The organism is Microcoleus sp. PH2017_35_SFW_U_B, from assembly GCF_020737865.1.
GTDB lineage: Bacteria > Cyanobacteriota > Cyanobacteriia > Cyanobacteriales > Microcoleaceae > Microcoleus.
Window position 1 is genome coordinate 1 of sequence record NZ_JAEQDE010000132.1, and the last position, 18,634, is coordinate 18,634.

An 18,634-nucleotide genomic window follows, 5' to 3' on the forward strand; every position below is an offset into this window, starting at 1 on the left:
TCCGAATTTACGCCTGTGGACAAGTTGCGAGCCGACTCCCTTGGGTGAAGCAGGAAGCAGACCCTTCAAGAGCAATCTTGATTGAATAGTGAGACTTGAAAAAGTTTAGCTAAGTTTTGTGTAGCAGTAAATAGTAGCACCGCGCACATCGGTATGGCCCCCAGATAGGCAAGCACAACTCCACTGCTCTGGGGGCTAATACTATTTTAGACTTGAGATTCTTCGGCTTCGCTCAGAACAAGTTTGAGATTTGAAATTCGGGATCATTTAGTCCGCGCAAAAACGGATAGTTGCGAACGACACTTCTGAGGATCGAACCCAAAATTTTAGACCTAACGACCGGCTTTTCGGTCAACGCTCCTGTTTAAGCTCCCAGATTAATCTGTAGATTGACATACTTCTTGGTGCCTTTCAGTAGCTTGGCTTCTCGAATTATCATGATTCTACTTTATCATAAAATATTTTAGATAAAACTTTTTAGCGACCAACTTCTTCAAGGTGGCTAAAGTCACCACCGCGTTCATCCCCACGCCTAAAGTCGGGGGCTTTCCGCTCGCTTTTCGGTAAAATCGACGTTGGTTCGGGTTCCGGTTCACTGAGTGCGCCTCTCCCAAGAGGGGATTTTCTCGATCGACAAATCCGCCTCTGCTTAACATTACATAAATCATTGAGTTGGCGATCGCATTCGCCCTTGCCAGAAACCGGGTTTTCAGCCCAAATATTTGGTTCAAATCCTTAAGATAGCGAAAAAACTGGTTTCTTTAGTCCCTTGGCGTTAGTCCTATGCTTGAAAGAATTGATGAGTGCGATCGATCCTAAATTTAACACCCTCAAAAGAATGCAATTGTAGGCCAGTGAGCCAAACCCCGATCAGTCATTCCCGAATCTCAAATCTCAAATCTCAAATCTCAAATTGTCTGACTTACCAGAAAGAATTGGTTTAAAGCCGGAACCCTTGTAGGGAGGAATTAAAATCAGACTATTCATTACTCCAATCCTCTTCCTTCGAGGTAGAGGTCGCTGTCACAGGTCAACTGTCAACTGTCAACTGAATGAAAGCCGATCGCACCTGAATTTGACTGATTAATGTGAGGAGTTTGTCAAGGACTTTTAGAATTATTTAAGATTTGAGCGGTGAGTATTATTTGGTAGAGGCAATTGGGGAACGCTCTGTAATGAAAAATACCCTGTGAATTTGGCGATCGGTTAACTTATTAAAGATGTTACAATCGGTCAAAGGATGGAAATTGCTAAAAAGTCGTGAAGCGTAGCTATCCCGATCGTGAATCGCCCTAGCAACCAACAAATCTAGAGTGCTGGAATTAAAAATTGTCACTCAAGGACAGGAACTTTTTGGCCACCACATTATTCTCATAGATTGAGCCTCAGTGCGCTGTGTCATTTTTATCTCCACGCAAGCAATAACCGACGACCATGAACACCTCACTCAACACCTCTAAATTTCGCCTAAACCGGATGCTGCGGCAATCGCTGTTCGCAGGCATCATTTCCGCAGCAGCTTTGGCTAGCGGATGGGCCCCTGACTTGTACGCAAAATCTCCAAGCCTTGTTTTCGGAGCGGCGGCCCAAGCTCAAGAAATTAGCAACGCCGAAATTACTAGCTACGCTCGCTCTGTCTTGGGAATCGAACCCAGACGGGAGGAAGCTATGAAGGAAATTAAAGGAATGGCTGGTGGCTCGGTTCCCAGAATAGTCTGCAACGAAACTCAGGGAATTAACAGCCTATCTGGAGGTATGCGCGGCGTGGCAGTGAATTATTGCCAACAAGCTAAAAAAATTATCGAAACCAATGGCTTGACAGTTAGTCGCTTCAATCAGCTCACTTTGCTCCAGCAACGCGATCCGGCTGTCAAACAACGAATTCAAGCCGAATTGCTGCGGTTGCAACAAGCGGGAAATCAATAAATATAGATGGTTTTAGTCTTTCTTCCTCTCCCGTTCTATAGTTTGAGTTACTGCACGGTATGCAATCATTTTTGAGAAAATGGCGATCGTCTGTAAAGAAGTGCTTGACAAAATAACCAATATTTGGTATGCAAGAATGGGAGCGGTTTAGAAAGAGATATTTTGGGCGACTACTTGCGATCGCAATTGGAAATAAAAAAGATATTCCTCAAAAACTAGATGTGAAGTCAATTCCTTTGAGGAATAGAATAGAGAAATGCTAACTTTCACAAAACGTTTACCTGCAAATCCCGATGCTGTTGTCAGCTTTAGTTTGCCGATGACAGCGGACGATCGCACTCGCAGCCGCCACCGATTCGAGACGGAGGCTGGAGAAGTGCTACACTTGGCTTTGCCTAGAGGTACGGTGTTGCGCGATCGAGATTTATTGCAGTCCGAAGACGGTAGCTGTTTGGTACTGGTAAGTGCAAAACCCGAACCGGTACTTACCACAAGGGCCTCGACAGGGCTGCTGCTGATGCGGGCGGCTTATCATTTGGGAAACCGCCACGTAGCTTTAGAAGTTGCTGATAATTATTTAAGGCTTTCTCGTGATTCTGTTTTGCAGGGAATGCTGGAAAAAATGGGTTTGGAAGTAATAGAGGAAATTGTGCCGTTTCAGCCGGAAATCGGCGCTTACGCGCACAGTCATTAGGAATGGGGAATGGGGAATGGGGAATGGGGAATGGGGCATGGGGCATGGGGCATGGGGCATGGGGCATGGGGCATTTCAAGCAACAAATAACAAATAACAAATAACAAATAACAAATAACAAATAACAAATAACAAATAACAAATAACAAATAACAAATAACAAATAACAAATAACAAATATAACAGTGAACAATCAACTTTTATGTTTGTTGCAGTTAGCTTTTGCACCTGTGGGAGCTTATAGTTATTCTGAGGGAATCGAGAGTCTGGTAGAAGCTGGTGCGATCGACAGCGAGAGCAGTTTGAGGAATTGGTTGGAAAATTCGCTGGAATTTGGGGCGGTGCGAGTAGAAGCGGCTGTGGCGGTACGGGCTTTGAGGGCGGCGAAGATTGGGGATTTGAGGGCTTTGAGTTATTGGAATGCTTGGGCGACTGCTGCTAAGGAAACTGAAGAGTTGCGCTTGCAAAGTTGGCAGATGGGGCGGACTTTGACGCGGTTGTTGCTGGATTTGCGATTGCCCGTACCTTCTGCTTTGACAACTATTGTAAAAGATTTGGTGGAAGTTGGTGGCAATCAGTGCAATTTTGCGATCGGCTTTGGGATTGCGGCGGCTTGCTGGCAGATTGAAGAGGAAGCAGCCGTGGTAGGATATTTGTACAGTTGGGCTGCAAATTTGGCGAGTGCGGGCGTGAAACTGATTCCTCTCGGTCAAACTGCGGGCCAACAGTTACTATTAGATTTGCAGTGTCAAATTAGTTTAACGGCGCGAGAAGTTTTACAATTAGAAGATGATGACCTCGGTAGTTGCAGTTGGGGATTGGGACTGGCTAGCATGGCGCATGAAACTCAGTACACTCGCTTGTTTCGCAGTTGAAATTTCAAATTACAAGGTATGTAGTTGCGCTTCAGCGCTCTTCTCTTATATCTGATGAAAGAGCGCTTTCATCCAAGGTACGTAGTTGCGCTTCAGCGCTCTTCTCTTATATCTGATGAAAGAGTGCTTTCATCCAAGGTACGTAGTTGCGCTTCAGCGCTCTTCTCTTATATCTGATGAAAGAGCGCTTAAGCGCAACAACGTACCTAAAAAGCCGTCCAAGATTGCTAAAATCTAAAATCTAAAATCGCTATGAGTGCTTTTCGTGTAGGAATTGCTGGCCCGGTTGGTTCGGGAAAAACTGCTTTACTGGATGCTTTGTGTAAGACGCTGCGCCAACAGTACCAGATTGCTGTGGTGACTAATGATATCTATACTCAGGAGGATGCACAGTTTTTGGTTCGGAGTCAAGCTTTGGAGAGCGATCGCATTTTGGGAGTAGAAACTGGAGGCTGTCCCCACACTGCTATCCGCGAAGATGCTTCGATCAATTTGGTAGCTATAGAAGAGTTAGAATACAAATTTACTAATTTAGATTTAGTGTTTGTCGAAAGCGGCGGCGACAATTTGGCGGCAACTTTTAGCCCGGAGTTGGTGGATTTGACAATTTACGTGATTGATGTGGCTGCGGGGGATAAAATTCCGCGCAAGGGCGGGCCGGGAATTACTAAGTCGGATTTATTGGTAATTAATAAAACAGATCTCGCGCCTTTTGTGGGAGCAGATTTGGGCGTGATGGAACGGGATGCTAAAAAGATGCGCGGGGAGAAGCCTTTTGTGTTTACTAACCTGAAGACAAAAGAAGGCTTAGAATCGGTAGTTAATTTTGTTAAATTGAATATGGCATAGATTGAGAAAATATAGTATAATGTAAGTAAACTCCCACGGCTCGCAATTCCCCGTGAAAACGTCTCCAGACAAATATAGTCTGGTTGAGTCGCGGGAGTGTCAAAAAAATCTCGTTCTAGTTTAGCCCTTTAATGACTAGCAAGTAAGTTATGCTGAGTTGTTATGATGCAGCCAAATACTTTTTGGCTCAGGCAAGTGAAGATGCTGGCGATCTGATATCTAATCTCAAGCTTCAGAAATTGGTTTACTATGCTCAAGGCTTTCATTTAGCTTTGTACGATGAACCGCTATTTCCTGAAGCCATAGAAGCATGGACTCACGGGCCCGTTGTTCCTGATTTGTACCGTCACTATAAAAAGTATGGTACTGGTGCAATTCCATGTCCAGAATATATAAACTTTTCGATTTACGACGAAGAAACTAAGAGCCTGCTTGATGAAGTTTACTCTGTGTTTGGGCAGTTTGCTGCATGGAAGTTAAGCAACATGACACACGAAGAATATCCCTGGAAACTTGCTGCTCAAAATAGCGGAAAAATTACTCATCAATCCCTGAAAAAATACTTCAAGACTCAACTCAATTGTGAAGAAGCATCTTAAGGCAAATCAACGCCAAGAAAAAGGGAAAAGGATTTCATCTAGAGAAATTGTTAATTTACCGCCAGAGCAGGAGTCACCTCTATTTTCTTTGCGATACATGAATAAAGATTACTCTCTTTCTCAATGCACAAAAGATGAAAAGGCTGCTTTTGCAGATACGCTCTACAAATTAAATCAGCTTACCTGGAGTGAGATTAATGCTTGTCCCCGTCACGGATTGGGCTACGAGAAGATAGCCCGAAGTTCCATTAGAGCACCTATTCCCAGCCATCTTAAGGAGGATGTAAATTTTATTGCTTTTCGGTTTTGTGGGATGGCTCCGATGGTTGGTTATCGGGATGGGGCTGTGTTTTATGTTATTTGGTTAGACAGGGATTTTACGCTTTACCCTCATTAAAAAGAACTCGTTAAATTAGTGGCGGTGTCCTATTTTCGCTACCGCACCAACAATTCTCTGACTAAATTTGCCAAACGTTCCGTACTGTCTGTCACCGCTAATTGAAGAGCACCTTGAGACATTTTTGCCAAATATTCGGAATCTTTTAACAAATATAAGACTTTGCTTTGCAATACCTCTGCTGTCAGTTCGCTTTGACGGAATACCACGGCGGCGCCTGCTGCGGCAAATACTTCGGCGTTAAATCTTTGGTGATCGTCTGCGGCGTGGGGGAAAGGAATTAAAATAGAAGGCATTCCTGTAACTGCTAATTCTGTTAGAGCACTGGCGCCCGATCGACTAATTGCTATATTTGCTCGCTGTAACAAACCCGCTACATTATCATAAAATGGCATCGACAGATACTGTTCGTGCTTCAAGCTTTCAGCATCCGGGTCATTATTTCCGGTGAGGTGAACTACCCACGCACCCGCCTCAAACCAAGCCGGAGCACATTCGCGCACTAATTTATTGACGGCGACAGCTCCTTGGGAGCCACCCATTACTAAAATTACAGGTACGCTGTCAGGAATTGGTAACTTTAGAGGTTCGCGAGTCAAGAATTGCGATCGCACTGGCGTACCCGCAACCACCGTTTTCGCGCGGGGTAAATGCTTTGCCGCTGCTTCAAATCCGATCGCCACAGCAGTACAAAAAGGACTAAACCACCGCGTCACCTTCCCAGGAATTGCATTAGATTCGTGGAGAATCACCGGCAAACCCAAAGAGCGAGCCGCCAAAATAGCCGGTGCTGCGATGTAACCGCCGGTAGTAAATACTCCCTGAAAATTTCCCGCTTTGAGCAACTTCCGTACCTGAAGGATCGAGCCGAGGAGTCCGCCCAAAATTCGCAGTGTACCGAGTCCAAATCGCTGCTGAAAGCCTTCAACGGCGATCGTATGGAGGGGGTAAAGGGAGGGAACTAATTGCGTCTCCATGCGGTCTGGCACTCCCAGCCATTCGATCTGACAGTCGCTCAACTGACGAGCTGTGGCGATCGCCGGAAATAGATGTCCTCCCGTGCCGCTAGCTGCAACCAACAACCGCAGGGGGGTTTTTGTCAAGGTATTTGTTTCTTTTACAAGTTCCACAGGTCGATCGATTTTAGATTAGAGGTTTTAGATTATTATGCTTATTATTCCGGCAGTTTCAGCTAATTTTCAATCAGCAATCTAAAATGAGATTGTGCCGTATCTCTCCTTCCGTTGTCAGTTTTTCGTTGCAGGCGAACCGTTGCCCGCGCCGCGACCCCTGACAAATAACCAAAGTATCATCTAATGCGTAATTTTTTGAATTTAGTGCCAAGTGTATCTCAGTATTTTGCCAGCAGTCGGCACGAAAAAGCCGATCCTCTTCGTTGGCGTAGCCCCCGTAGGGGCGGGCTGCGCCAACGCGCGATCGTGTTTGGCTGCTTCGGCGGCCAGTCGATCGCTCAAATGTTGTTATGTTTAGCAGTTGTAGGTGCTGGCGTATTGCACCCGAGTGCGGTAAGCGCGATCGCGGCAACTCCCCAGGCGATCGCCCAAACCCCTGCCAATGCTCCAGCCCCACTCACCAAACTGCTAACAGAAATAGACGCAGCCGCCAACCGGCGCGATGTCAAAGCAGTCATGGCATTTTACAGCCAGAATTTCACTCATTCTGACGGCTTAAACAGCCAAAGCATGGAAAAAGCCCTCACCCAACTCTGGCAGCGATATCCGAATTTGAATTATCGCACCGAACTGAAGTCTTGGAAAACCGAAGGTAACGCAATTATCGCTGATACCGTAACTACAATTGCAGGCACCCAGAAACAGGATGGCAGAGAATTAAACCTCAAAGCTACCATCCGTTCTCAGCAGCGCTTTGAGGGTGAAAAAATAGTTAAGCAAGAAATTTTAGCAGAACAAAATCAGATTACTTCTGGTAAAAATCCTCCCAAACTTCAAGTAAATGTGCCGGAGCAAGTCAAGGTGGGCGAAGAGTACAATTTTGATGCCATTGTACTAGAGCCGATCGGCAATGACATTTTAATCGGAACTATTTTGGAGGAGCCCGTTAACGAAAAAACTTTTTTCAAGTCCGCAGAAGTCGATCTGGATTTGCTGAATTCCGGCGGGATTTTTAAAGTAGGTAAAGCTCCGGCTACTCCTGAAAATCGCTGGATTTCAGCAGTTTTGATGCGACAAGGCGGAATTGCAATGGTTAGCGTGCGATTGCGGGTTGTTAAATAATAAAATAGGTGTTATGGGGAATTGGGCATCGGGCATCGGGCATCGGGCATCGGGCATTGGAATCAGAACCTGGAAGCTTATCGATCGCAAATAACCAATAACAACTGCTAACAGTCAACTATCAACTGACAACTGACAACTGTCAACTGTCAACTGACAACTGACAACTGTCAACTATCAACTGACAACTGCTAACAGTCAACTGTCAACTGTCAACTGTCAACTGTCAACTGACAAAAAATGATTTCTATCCAAAATCAAATTGTTTTCATTACCGGTGCCAGTAGCGGTATCGGAGCAGCCTGTGGCAAGATATTCGCCACAGGTGGAGCCAAACTAATTTTAGCAGCCCGCCGCCGGGAAAAGCTCGATCGCCTTGCCAAAGAACTTGCAGACACAAAATTAGTCTCCTCAGCGAACGAGATTTACTTGCTAGAATTGGACGTGCGCGATCGCCCGCAAGTCGAATCGGCGATCGCTGCACTGCCCGACGCCTGGAAAAACATCGATATTCTGATTAACAATGCGGGATTGAGCCGCGGTTTAGACAAACTGCACGAAGGCAACTTTCAAGATTGGGAAGAAATGATTGATACCAATGTGAAAGGCTTGCTGTACATGACTCGCTACATCGTGCCTGGAATGGTCAGCCGAGGCCGCGGCCACGTAGTCAATATCGGCTCAATAGCAGGCCGTCAAGCTTACCCGAAAGGTAATGTTTATTGCGCTTCCAAAGCAGCGGTGAGAGCTATTTCTGAAGGATTGAAACAAGACCTTTTGGGAACACCAGTGCGGGTGACGGAAATAGAACCTGGTTTGGTGGAAACAGAATTTAGCAATGTCCGGTTTCACGGCGATTCAGACAAGGCAAAAAATGTCTATCAAGGACTGACACCCTTGACTGCTGAGGATGTAGCGGATGTCGTGTATTTCTGCACGACGCGATCGCCCCACGTCAATATTAGCGAAGTCTTGCTAGTTCCGACAGACCAAGCTAGTGCAACTCTAGTTCATAGAAAAGAGTTTTGAGTTTTTAATGAAAGACGTATGGATAGTTAAATAGTTCCCGGTTTCATCTGTATTTTTCAAGAGAAAAAAATCCAATAAATCATTGGATTTTTTTGAGTGATTTCATATACAACCATTCCGGACATCAGGATTTTAGCCAGTAAAATTCACAAGAGATATGAAGACTCCCGATAGATATCCCCCCTATGCGAGATCACTGGCAATGTCCCAAATAACAAATCCAACTCAACCCCTAAGCGTTCAACCTAACGCTATTGGCGGTTTAATTATTCAAGGCTCGCCCGATATACCAAACAGGATTAACGGTAGTAGCGGTTCGGATCAAATCATTCTAGGTTCTGGTAACGATGAAGTAGCAGCTCTAGGTGGCAATGACATCATATTTGCTCTAGACGGCAATGACACCGTAAGAGGTGGCGACGGCAATGATACTGTCTTCGCCGGTAAAGGCGATGATTTAATCGAGGGCGGTGCTGGCGAAGACGTTCTTTTTGGCAATCAAGGAGCCGATACCATCCGCAGTGGAGAAGGCAATGATACTGTTTTTGGAGGTAAAGGTGATGATTTGATAGACGGTGGCAGTGGCGATGACTTCCTGTTTGGCGACCTCGGCAACGACAACATTTTCGGCGGTGACGGGAACGACAACCTTTTCGGCGGTGAGGGCAATGACTACCTTATCGGTGGTGAAGGAAATGATACTTTGTTCGGCGGTAAAGGCGATGATGTGGTTGAGGGAGGCCCTGGAGATGACTTTGTAAATGGCAATTTAGGAAATGACACCGTTAGGGGCGGCGAAGGAAACGATATTTTGTTTGGCGGCAAAGGCAATGACATCGTAGAAGGCGGTGCCGGCAACGATATTATTTCTGGCAACAGAGGAAATGATACCCTCACAGGTGGTGCAGGAGCAGATACATTCCGCTTCGAGTTTGTCGGTGCCGATAATATGGATACGCTGACAGATTTCAATCCTACAGAAGATAAAATTCAACTCGATGGAGCTGTATTTAATGCTTTGATACCGGGCAATCTAGTTGGCAACCAATTTATTACAGACCCCAATTTCAATCCCAACACTCCTGGGACTCCGGGCGCGGCTAATGTCGTCTACAACCCGGCTGACGGTTTGCTGTACTACCGCAATCAAAACGGACAAGTTTCGATTGTTGCCCAAGTCGGTTCTAACCTGAATCTTGGGTCAAACAACTTTGAAATTATCTAAATTTCAACCCTATGTAGGGTATATCTACCATTGACATATAACTTTTATCAAAAAGATTAGATACTCATGCGGATAGGGCATTGGGCATTGGGCATTGGGCATTGGGCATTGGGCATTGGGCATTAAGATACCTCACTTTTTTTAGAACCGCTATAGATTTGAGATTTGAGATCTTAGATTGGGGGATTGGGTGCATCTCACTTTGGGAAATATGTTTGTAGGGGCGAAGCATGACCGTAGTCAATATGGGATTATAACTAATAACTTATATGCGGTCATGCTTCGCCCTCTTCAAAAACCAGATGCTTCTGATAATTACTTAGATTTGATATTTGAGATTTTATTAGACTTGAGAATTGAGAGTTGGGATTTTATTATATTTTTAAATTACCTGTACATATAAATCTAGTGGGAGAACAAGAGTCTATTTTTTTTGATTCAACTCTGACGCTCCTGTGGGAAAGCAAGTATTTATTTTTTGCTATGATTTTTTTTAAACTGATAACAAACAAGAAAATTCATTATATATAGCACTAACTCTTGCCAATCTTTTTGATGTGGATTATATATAGAGAAGGTACGGTGTATCGCCTGAAAAATAGAGCGTAAATTCTGATTAACAACAAGCCTTGTTACTGTTACTCAGATCTGTCACAACTTACGTACTGCTGCCCAAAAAACTGAATACTTTACTGATTCGAGGTAGGCAACGAAGTAGTTGAGTGAAAATACCTGGTTTCAGATACCATTGTCTCAAAATCATACAACTGTAGGTTAGGGAGTATCCAAACCGATATCAATCAACGCTCCCCCATCGAAAATCCCAAATAGAACATAGTAAGACGATCCGTGCTTCATTCAGTTGACAGTTGACAGTTGACAGTTGACAGTTGACAGCGGCCTCTTCCGGTCAGTCCGAGGATTGGAGTAATGAATAGTCTGATTTGAATTTCTCCCGATCGGGGTTCCGGCTTTAAACCAATTCTTTCTGGTAAGTCCTAATCAGTGTGATGTCAGTTATGACTAGCGGCCACAATTTACATTTTAAAATCAGTAATTTAACTGCGATCGCCACCGAAGCGATCGCACAAAATACCAATTTAGATGTCAGAACTCTTTACAAGACTGGCACTGCTTTCCAACAGCAAGGAAAAATAGCAGCAGCAATTGACAGTTACCAGCAAGCGATATCCTGCTGGAAACAAAGCTCCGATCGAGCAGTTTTACCCTGGGCTGTCAAAGCATACAGCAATTGGGGCTGCATTCTGGCGCAGGAAGGCAAATTTGATGAAGCAATGGCAGTTTTTCAAACGGGAATAGCTGTTGCGCCCGATGATGCTGCTCTGTACCATAATTTAGGTATTGTGCTGTTGGAAGTGCGGAAACCCCAGGAAGCGATCGCCCTTTACCGCCGCGCGATCGAGTTGCAGCCAGAGTTAGTTATTGCCCGTTACAATTTGGGAAAAGCCTTCCAACAGTTGGGGCTGCATACTTTTGCCGGAGAATGTTTCGATCGGGTAATCAGCCAAAATCCCGATCGAGTTGCGGTGTATGGCGATCGGGCTATTTCCCTGATCGCACAAGGCAAATTAGCTGAGGCAATGCTATGTTTTCAAAATGCGATCGCTCTCCAAAGCGAGTTTGTTGAGGGTTTTTGCCACCACGTAGAGATGCGGTTGACGGAGGTAGCAGATCTCAATGAACTCGATCGCTCTCAAATAGCCTGTGTCCGATTTCTCAGGCAACTTCAAGAAAAAAACGGCTCTAATTCTGCCATTTCTAGTCTTGCTCAAAATCCGCTGAATTTGTCATCATTGCTCCTCAATTTAGCAGAAACTTACTTTCATCTGGGAAATGCCTTGGCTGAGTACGGCGGGCACGAACAAGCGGAACAATATTACCAAAAAGCTTTACAAATTCAACCTCAGAATGCGGATATTTACTTGCGACTGGCTGATTGCTTGAGTCAGCAGCAACGATTTTCGGCAGCGATTGTAATTTACCGTCTAGTGCTGGCAATTGCGGGCGATCGATCTGATATTTGCGAGCCGTTGCAGGCTGTATTGAAACAACAGCAGAAGTTGCAGCAACTGACTCGCCTTTCCCCCAGTCTAGATCCCCCTAAATCCCCCTTAAAAAGGGGGACTTTGAAAGCGCTTCCGGTTCCCCCCTTAAGAAGGGGGGCTAGGGGGGATCGAGATCTAAATGTCGATCGCCCAGATGATTCCCCTGCAAAAATCCCTGTCGCACCTCAATCCTTCGGACACCCCAGACTTACCATTTTGGGAGATATTGAAAACTCCCAATTTGAGAGCTCCTTACCCTCCATTGTTAACTGGAACCAACAGCAGAAATCCGAATGTCATGGTTTAGATTGTCAGCGGTGTCTCAGGCGGATTTTCAAACAGTTTGAACCCGTGCATTTAGGTGATGGCGTATATTCTTGCGACGGCCAGGCAAAAACAGCGTTTGATTCGCCGGAAACCTTTGTAACTTCCCTCCCCAACGGGCGGGCTTGGATTGTACCGCAGAAAAATTCTTGGATGATTTGCAATGCTATTGCGATTATAGATGAACAAGATCGGCTGTTACCCGAACTTTCCCGCGAATATCCGGGCGAGTTACCCGGATGCGACAATCAACATTCTACTCAGCACAGGTTTTTGAAGTTAAAACCGGAAGAATTGCCGCCTTTAGAAAAGATAGACGGTACGGTGGCGGTATTGGCCGGACTTTCGGGAAATGTCTATTTTCACTGGATGGTAGATATCTTGCCCCGCATCGAAATTCTGCACCGTTGGGGGGTAAATCTGGAGGAGATAGATTGGTTTTTGGTGAATAGCTGCCAGCAGCCTTTTCAGCGAGAAACCCTGAAAGCATTGGGAATTCCTGAATATAAGATTATTGAGAGCGATCGCCATCCTTACATTCAAGCCAAACATTTAATTGTTCCCTCTTTTTCAGGATATTTGGGCTGGCTGTCACCCCAGGGGCTGGAGTTTTTGAGGCGAGTTTTTGCAGGAGAACAATCTCCTAAACTCCCAGAAAGTTGCGCTGGGGAGAGCAAAAATACTCAGCCAGAACGCATTTATATCAGCCGCAACAAATGTAGCTACCGACGAGTTATCAATGAAGAACAAGTCATCGATTTTTTAAGCGGATTTGGCTTTGTTCCAGTGCTACTAGAATCTATGACTTTGAACGAACAGATAACTTTATTTGCTCGTGCCAAAGTAATTGTCGCGCCGCACGGCAGCGGTTTAACAAATATTATCTTCTGTTCTCCCGGAACAAAGGTAATTGAGCTGACCTCTGGGAATTATATCAGGCATTACTATTGGGCGATCGGTCAGCAGCTAAATCTCGAACATTATTACGTAACAGGAGAGAACTTTGAGTGCTATCCAATCCGACAGTTAATGTATCAAAATCCATTAACTGAAGATATTTTGGTGAATTTGAAGGATCTCAAAATAATGCTGGGCAATGTCAATGTCATTCCCTCAAAAAAACCACTAAATTTAATATCGCGAGAAAACCCTAAAAGAACCATCAAAATCATGAACCAAGAATCAGGCGATTATTTCCAAAAGCGGGCAGAGTTTTATTTAAAACAAGGCAAGTTAGCTGATGCTCTAGCTGCTTGCGAGCAAGCCCTGAAACAACAACCTAATTTTGCGCCAGCTTACAAGACTTTGGGCAAAATTAGTGCGGCACAAGGAAATTCAGCTAAGGCAAAGCATTGGTACACAAAAGCTCTGGAATTTAAGCCCAATTTTGCGGAAGTTTATACTGACCTTGCCGCTCTGTATGGCGCAGAAAAAAATTGGGAAATGGCTTTAGCTTGTCACCAAAAGTCAACATCCCTACCGATGACAAATATGCCAACCCATCAGAATGACATCCCAGAAATTTTAGGTTTCAATCCTGACGATATTGAAGTCTACATTCAAGGTGCAGAATCGTTTTATGCTCTCAGGAAATTTGAGCAGGCTGCGACAGCTTGCCAGCGAGTTATCCAAGTTAAACCCGATGCGAGGGTTTATAAAATTTGGGGGAATGCTAGGCAAGCTCAAGGCAAGGTAGAGGAAGCGAAAAACTGTTACGCTAAGGCTATTGAACTCGATCCTGATTTTGCTGAAGCTTATACTAATTTGGGGACGATTTATGCTCAGGAACAGCAGTGGCAATCGGCGATCGCATTTTACCAAAAGGCGATCGCCCTTCAGCCGAATTTAGCATCAACTTACCGCAATTTAGCTCGGGTGTGGGCGCAAATGGGGCAGCTATCGGAGGCTGACGGGTGCTGGTTTAAAGCGTATTCTCTGGAACCTGCCAAAGCCACGCCTGAAGAACACATCCAATTGGGCGATAACTTTTTGAGGCAGAATCAGGTAACGCAGGCAATACGCTGTTACTGCCACGCGATCGAGCTAAACCCCAATTTTAACCAGGCTTACCAACAGTTAGGCAATGCTCTCAAAGCTCAAAGAAAGTTGCAGGAAGAAGTTGCCAACTATCGAAAAAATAGTGAAAATCAGGCTAATCTTTCTGGGGATTTGTTGAATACAGTAGTGGTGGGTGCCAACCCAAAAGCTGAGTTACCTCAGAATCTCCAAACATCTACTTTGCAGGCAAATATTCCAGCTAATTTATTGCAACTAGATTCGACAAGTTCTGCTGAAAAGCCTCGCGTACAGTTGCAGCAACAGCAAACAATTCCTGCTGTACCGGAACTGTTAAATACGATCGCCAATTCGGCAAATTCTGCACCCGCTGTTCCCAACTCGGCTGATGTTTCGCCCCAGGTGACTGTTGTTGACAGCGGTTTTGCGACAGATTTTCGGAAACAGGATACGGCTGATAACTGCATTCAGCGGGCAGAATCCTATTGCGCTCAAAAACAATTCGATCTGGCTATTGCTGAGTGCAAGCAAGCCATTGAGATTCAACCCGATGCGGTGGCTGCTTACAAACTGTGGGGCAGTATTTTGCAAGGGCGGGGGAATTTAGTAGGGGCGATCGAGTGCTATCAAACAGTTGTCAAAATTAATTCTAGCGACGTGCAAGCCCACGTAAATCTCGGCAGTTTGTATGCCATGAAACAACAGCGACAGCAGGCAATTGCTTGTTACCAAAAGGCGATCGCCCTCCAGCCGAATTTAGCAGCAGCTTACCGGAATTTGGCTAGGGTGTGGACGCAGGATGGCAAGCTGGAAGAGGCGAATGAGTGCTGGTACGAAGCGTTTTCTCTGGAACCGGAAAAGGTATCGCCCAATCACCACTTTAAACTGGGAAATATTTTGTTTCGGCAAGGCAAAATCTCTCAGGCGATCGCCTGTTACCAGCGCGCGATCGAGTTAAATCCGAACTTGAATGGTGTTTACCAAAATCTGGCAAAAGCGCTGACAAAAGAAGGCAGGTTGGATGAAGCTGCTGTCTGCTTGCAAAAAGCGGTGGCACTTAACGGCAACTATTCACTATCTAGTAAAGCAGTGGATTCTGTTCCCGCCACGACAGGGGTAAGCGCCTATCAAAACAGTCGCCAAACTGCGGCGGAAACTGGGGATACCATTGTTTCTTCGGTACAGATAAATAATCCTGCAAAGTCTGCGGAAACTCTCAGATTGTCTGCAAAGGCGATCGACTCAGACAAACCTGTGGCAGTTGCCAATTCTCTCAGTGCAGAAGCATACATCAAACAGGCAGAATCTTATTACGCCCAGGGTAAATTTGATGAGGCGATAACTGAGTGCAAGCGAGCCATTGAAATCACACCTGAGGCGGCAATTGCTTACAAGATTGCGGGGAATGCTACTCAAGCAATGGGAAAAGTTGATGCTGCTAGGTATTGGTACACTGAAGCCTTGGAAATTGAACCCAATTTTGCTGAAATTCATGCAAATTTAGGCAGCATCTACGCTCGTCAAAAACTGTGGCAAAAGTCAATTGTTTGTTATAAAAAAGCAATTGAAATTAAACCAGATCTCGTAGTGGCTTACCGGAATTTAGCTCAAGTTTTTGTGCAGTCTGGCTTTCCCCAAGTAGGGGCAGAATACTGGTATGAAGCTCTCACTTTAGATATCAAGTGGGCAACTGCTGAGGAACACTTTACTCTGGGCAATACTTTGCTACAGTTCGGTCAGTTGGAGAAGGCAATTTCCTGTTACCGGCGGGCAATTCAGTTGCAGCCGAGTTATGCGGATGCTTATCACAATTTAGGGGAAGTTTTGAGCGTTCGGGGTGAGTGGGAAGATGCGATCGCAGTTTACCAGCAAGCGATCGAACTGAACCCATATTATGAGGGGTCTCATTACAGTTTGGGGAAAGTTTGGGCTAGTCTCGATCGGCGGGAAGACGCGATCGCCTGTTATCGGACGGCGATCGAATTAAATCCCCACTTTGCTCAAGCATATCAAAGTTTGGGGGAAGTTTTAGATAGTCGCGGTCAGTTGGATGAGGCGATCGGGTGTTATGAAAAAACCATTGAATTGAAACCTGATATCTGGGAACTTCACCAAAAATTAGGTGATGCTTTGCAAGAAAAAGGCGAAATTGATGGAGCGATTCACGCTTACAACCGCGCGATAGAACTGGCAAATAATTAGTTATCTATTTTCCGGATACTGATTCAGGAAACAGAATAATAAATCACAAGGATTTGACTGTATCAATTTTTAGCAGGTATAGGATATGAACAGCGAAACCAATAATATCATAGAATTTCCTCTTAATAACAATTCCGATTCATTCCTCGCGCGCCAACCAATTGACAATTTGTTGAATCCGCAATCTTTGGTTTTAAAAAGAATCTACTTAGAAGGTGACGAACAAGATAGGAAGAAAGTGCGCGATTCCTATAGCATAGTCAATGCTAGCTTTAGCCATGCTAAACCTCACTACAGTTTAGGAAAAGTTTTTGCCAAAAAAGGAGAGTGGGATAAGGCTATTTCGTCCTACCGTCAAGCCTTAGATTTGACATCTGATTCAGCGGAAATTTACCAGAGTTTGGGAGATGCTCTTGTTAAAAAGAGCGAGTTAGATGAAGCTGTCATAATTTATCAAAAAGCTATCGAAATTCAGCCTTCTCTGTGGGAAGTCCACCACAATTTGGGGGATGTTTTGCAAGTACAAGGAAGATTAGATGAGGCTGTTGCTGCGTATCGTCGGGCGATCGCCTTTAACCCCGATTTTTCTTGGTCGCACAATAATTTAGGGGATGTGCTGATTAAGCAGGAGATGTGGGAAGAGGCAGCCCAAGCGTATAAAAGTGCGATCGGGCTAAATCCAGGCTTCCATTGGTCTCACTATAACTTGGCGGATGCTTTAGTGCAGTTGGAGAGGTGGGAAGAGGCGATCGCCACTTATCGGTGTGCAATTAATTTAAAATCGGATCTGCCTTGCGTGCAAGAAAAGTTAGCAGATGCGCTGAAAAATCACAGTCCGCTGTCAGCCAAAGAAGCTATTAGTTGTTACAGTCAAGCTATTGAGGAAAATCCAGATAATATCAAAGTCTATCACAAGGCTTTGGAAGTTAATCCAAAAGACCCGAAACTCTATTTAGGTTTGGGTAATGCTCTCGCAAGACAGGACAATAGAGATGGAGCGATCGTATTTTATCAGATGGGGCTACAGTTCAAGCCTGGTGACTTTGAACTTTCTTTGCAGTTATCCAAAGCCTTGATAAATATCAAGGATGGATTTGAGGATGCGGCAATAGAGTCGCAAGCCGAGACGATCGACTTTTATAGCAAGCAGAGGGCAAATTATGTCAACTCCTCAAAAATGCTGTTACCAGTTCAATTCTCGCCGATCTCAAAATCTATACGATATCAAGTTGATATTGTTGTCTGCGTTCATAATGCTTTAGAGGATGTGAAAGAGTGTTTAACCTCTATTGTCCGACACACCAAGGTTGACTATCGCTTGCTCATTGTAGATGATGGCTCTCAACCAGAAACTAGAGATTTTATTCAGGCGTGGGTTAAAGATGTTTCGCAAGCAATTGTTTTGAGAAATGAGACGGCTCGCGGTTATACCAAAGCAGCTAATATCGGTATGCGGGCCAGTACGGGTGACTATATAATTTTGTTGAATAGCGACACAATTGTCACTCCTGGCTGGATAGAAAAATTAGTTGACTGTGCTAATTCACGAAAAGATATTGGCATAGTCGGGCCTCTGTCAAATTGTGCATCTTGGCAATCGATTCCTGAAATATTTGACAATAAGGGGGGCTGGATGATTAACAGCGTTCCTGATGGATTTTCACTGGAGACTTTTAGTGAATTAGTAGAAAATGTTTCGGAAAAGGCATTTCCTAATGTGAATTTTGTTAATGGCTTCTGCTACATGATTAAGAGAGCAGTGCTTGAGGCAATTGGGTGGCTGGATGAAGAGAGTTTTCCCTACGGGTATGGGGAAGAGAATGATTTTTCAATTCGAGCTAAGAAAGCTGGGTTTAAACTAGCGATCGCTGACAATGCCTATGTCTATCACTCTAAGTCTAAAAGTTTTGGACACGAACGCCGTCAAGAGCTTTCTAAACAAGGTTCTACAGCGTTTAAACAGAAGCATCCCGATATTAATGTCAAAGCTTTGACTGAGGAAATCAAGAACAATCAAACTCTCGATCGTTTACGCCTCAAGCTCCGCGAACATATCATATCAAATCCGGCAGCATCGGTATTATGAGAGTGCGAGCGTCTCGCTCGCGGCATAGATCGCGGCATAGATCGCACTGATAAACTGTTCTGCATTTAAATTGGATATCAAAAAAAATCAG

The 18,634-nt window shown here is 44.7% G+C and carries 14 protein-coding genes; 11 read left to right on the forward strand and 3 right to left on the reverse strand.

Features of this window, described 5'->3' with window-relative positions; genetic code table 11:
• Positions 1 to 443 precede the first annotated feature (443 nt).
• Complete coding sequence (locus tag JGK36_RS30165) at positions 444 to 731, reverse strand: hypothetical protein (RefSeq protein ID WP_293198946.1); 288 nt, start codon at positions 729 to 731, stop codon at positions 444 to 446.
• Positions 732 to 1,141: 410 nt separating this feature from the next.
• On the reverse strand, positions 1,142 to 1,336 hold the full coding sequence (locus tag JGK36_RS30170; protein ID WP_293186631.1) for a hypothetical protein: 195 nt from the start codon (positions 1,334 to 1,336) through the stop codon (positions 1,142 to 1,144).
• Between the two features lie 98 nt (positions 1,337 to 1,434).
• Between JGK36_RS30170 and JGK36_RS30175 the strand changes: the two genes are divergently transcribed.
• From JGK36_RS30175 to JGK36_RS30200, 6 genes are all read left to right on the forward strand, one after another.
• Positions 1,435 to 1,926, forward strand: coding sequence for a DUF4168 domain-containing protein (locus JGK36_RS30175; RefSeq protein ID WP_293186630.1), 492 nt, complete (start codon positions 1,435 to 1,437; stop codon positions 1,924 to 1,926).
• 256 nt (positions 1,927 to 2,182) lie between these two features.
• Entirely contained in the window at positions 2,183 to 2,620 is a 438-nt protein-coding gene (ureE, locus tag JGK36_RS30180) for an urease accessory protein UreE (protein ID WP_293193224.1), read from the forward strand.
• Positions 2,621 to 2,805: 185 nt separating this feature from the next.
• A complete protein-coding gene (locus JGK36_RS30185; RefSeq protein WP_293198948.1) occupies positions 2,806 to 3,495 on the forward strand; it encodes an urease accessory protein UreF in 690 nt (229 codons plus the stop codon).
• A gap of 252 nt (positions 3,496 to 3,747) precedes the next feature.
• Positions 3,748 to 4,344: an urease accessory protein UreG gene (gene ureG / locus JGK36_RS30190; protein WP_293186625.1), complete on the forward strand. Its 597-nt coding sequence runs from the start codon at positions 3,748 to 3,750 to the stop codon at positions 4,342 to 4,344.
• Between the two features lie 149 nt (positions 4,345 to 4,493).
• Positions 4,494 to 4,943 carry a Panacea domain-containing protein gene (locus JGK36_RS30195; RefSeq protein WP_293186623.1) on the forward strand — a complete coding sequence of 150 codons (450 nt, stop codon included), beginning with the start codon at positions 4,494 to 4,496 and terminating at the stop codon, positions 4,941 to 4,943.
• Between the two features lie 97 nt (positions 4,944 to 5,040).
• Positions 5,041 to 5,340, forward strand: coding sequence for a hypothetical protein (locus JGK36_RS30200; protein WP_293198950.1), 300 nt, complete (start codon positions 5,041 to 5,043; stop codon positions 5,338 to 5,340).
• A 38-nt stretch (positions 5,341 to 5,378) separates the two neighbouring features.
• Here the strand turns inward: JGK36_RS30200 and murG are convergent, their stop codons facing one another.
• Positions 5,379 to 6,443, reverse strand: a complete 1,065-nt coding sequence (gene murG / locus JGK36_RS30205) for an undecaprenyldiphospho-muramoylpentapeptide beta-N-acetylglucosaminyltransferase (RefSeq protein WP_293198952.1) — start codon at positions 6,441 to 6,443, stop codon at positions 5,379 to 5,381.
• Positions 6,444 to 6,656: 213 nt separating this feature from the next.
• On the opposite strand from murG, the gene JGK36_RS30210 reads away from it, so the two are divergent.
• The 5 genes from JGK36_RS30210 to JGK36_RS30230 all read left to right on the forward strand — a co-directional run bounded on the left by JGK36_RS30210 (position 6,657) and on the right by JGK36_RS30230 (position 18,543).
• Entirely contained in the window at positions 6,657 to 7,595 is a 939-nt protein-coding gene (locus JGK36_RS30210) for a nuclear transport factor 2 family protein (RefSeq protein WP_293186617.1), read from the forward strand.
• A gap of 240 nt (positions 7,596 to 7,835) precedes the next feature.
• A complete protein-coding gene (locus JGK36_RS30215; protein ID WP_293186615.1) occupies positions 7,836 to 8,624 on the forward strand; it encodes an SDR family oxidoreductase in 789 nt (262 codons plus the stop codon).
• Positions 8,625 to 8,826: 202 nt separating this feature from the next.
• Positions 8,827 to 9,849 (forward strand): calcium-binding protein, encoded by a 1,023-nt coding sequence (locus tag JGK36_RS30220; RefSeq protein WP_293186613.1) that lies wholly within the window; start codon positions 8,827 to 8,829, stop codon positions 9,847 to 9,849.
• Positions 9,850 to 10,859: 1,010 nt separating this feature from the next.
• Positions 10,860 to 16,457: a tetratricopeptide repeat protein gene (locus tag JGK36_RS30225; RefSeq protein ID WP_293198954.1), complete on the forward strand. Its 5,598-nt coding sequence runs from the start codon at positions 10,860 to 10,862 to the stop codon at positions 16,455 to 16,457.
• 85 nt (positions 16,458 to 16,542) lie between these two features.
• Entirely contained in the window at positions 16,543 to 18,543 is a 2,001-nt protein-coding gene (locus tag JGK36_RS30230; protein WP_293186610.1) for a tetratricopeptide repeat protein, read from the forward strand.
• The last annotated feature ends 91 nt before the right edge of the window (positions 18,544 to 18,634 follow it).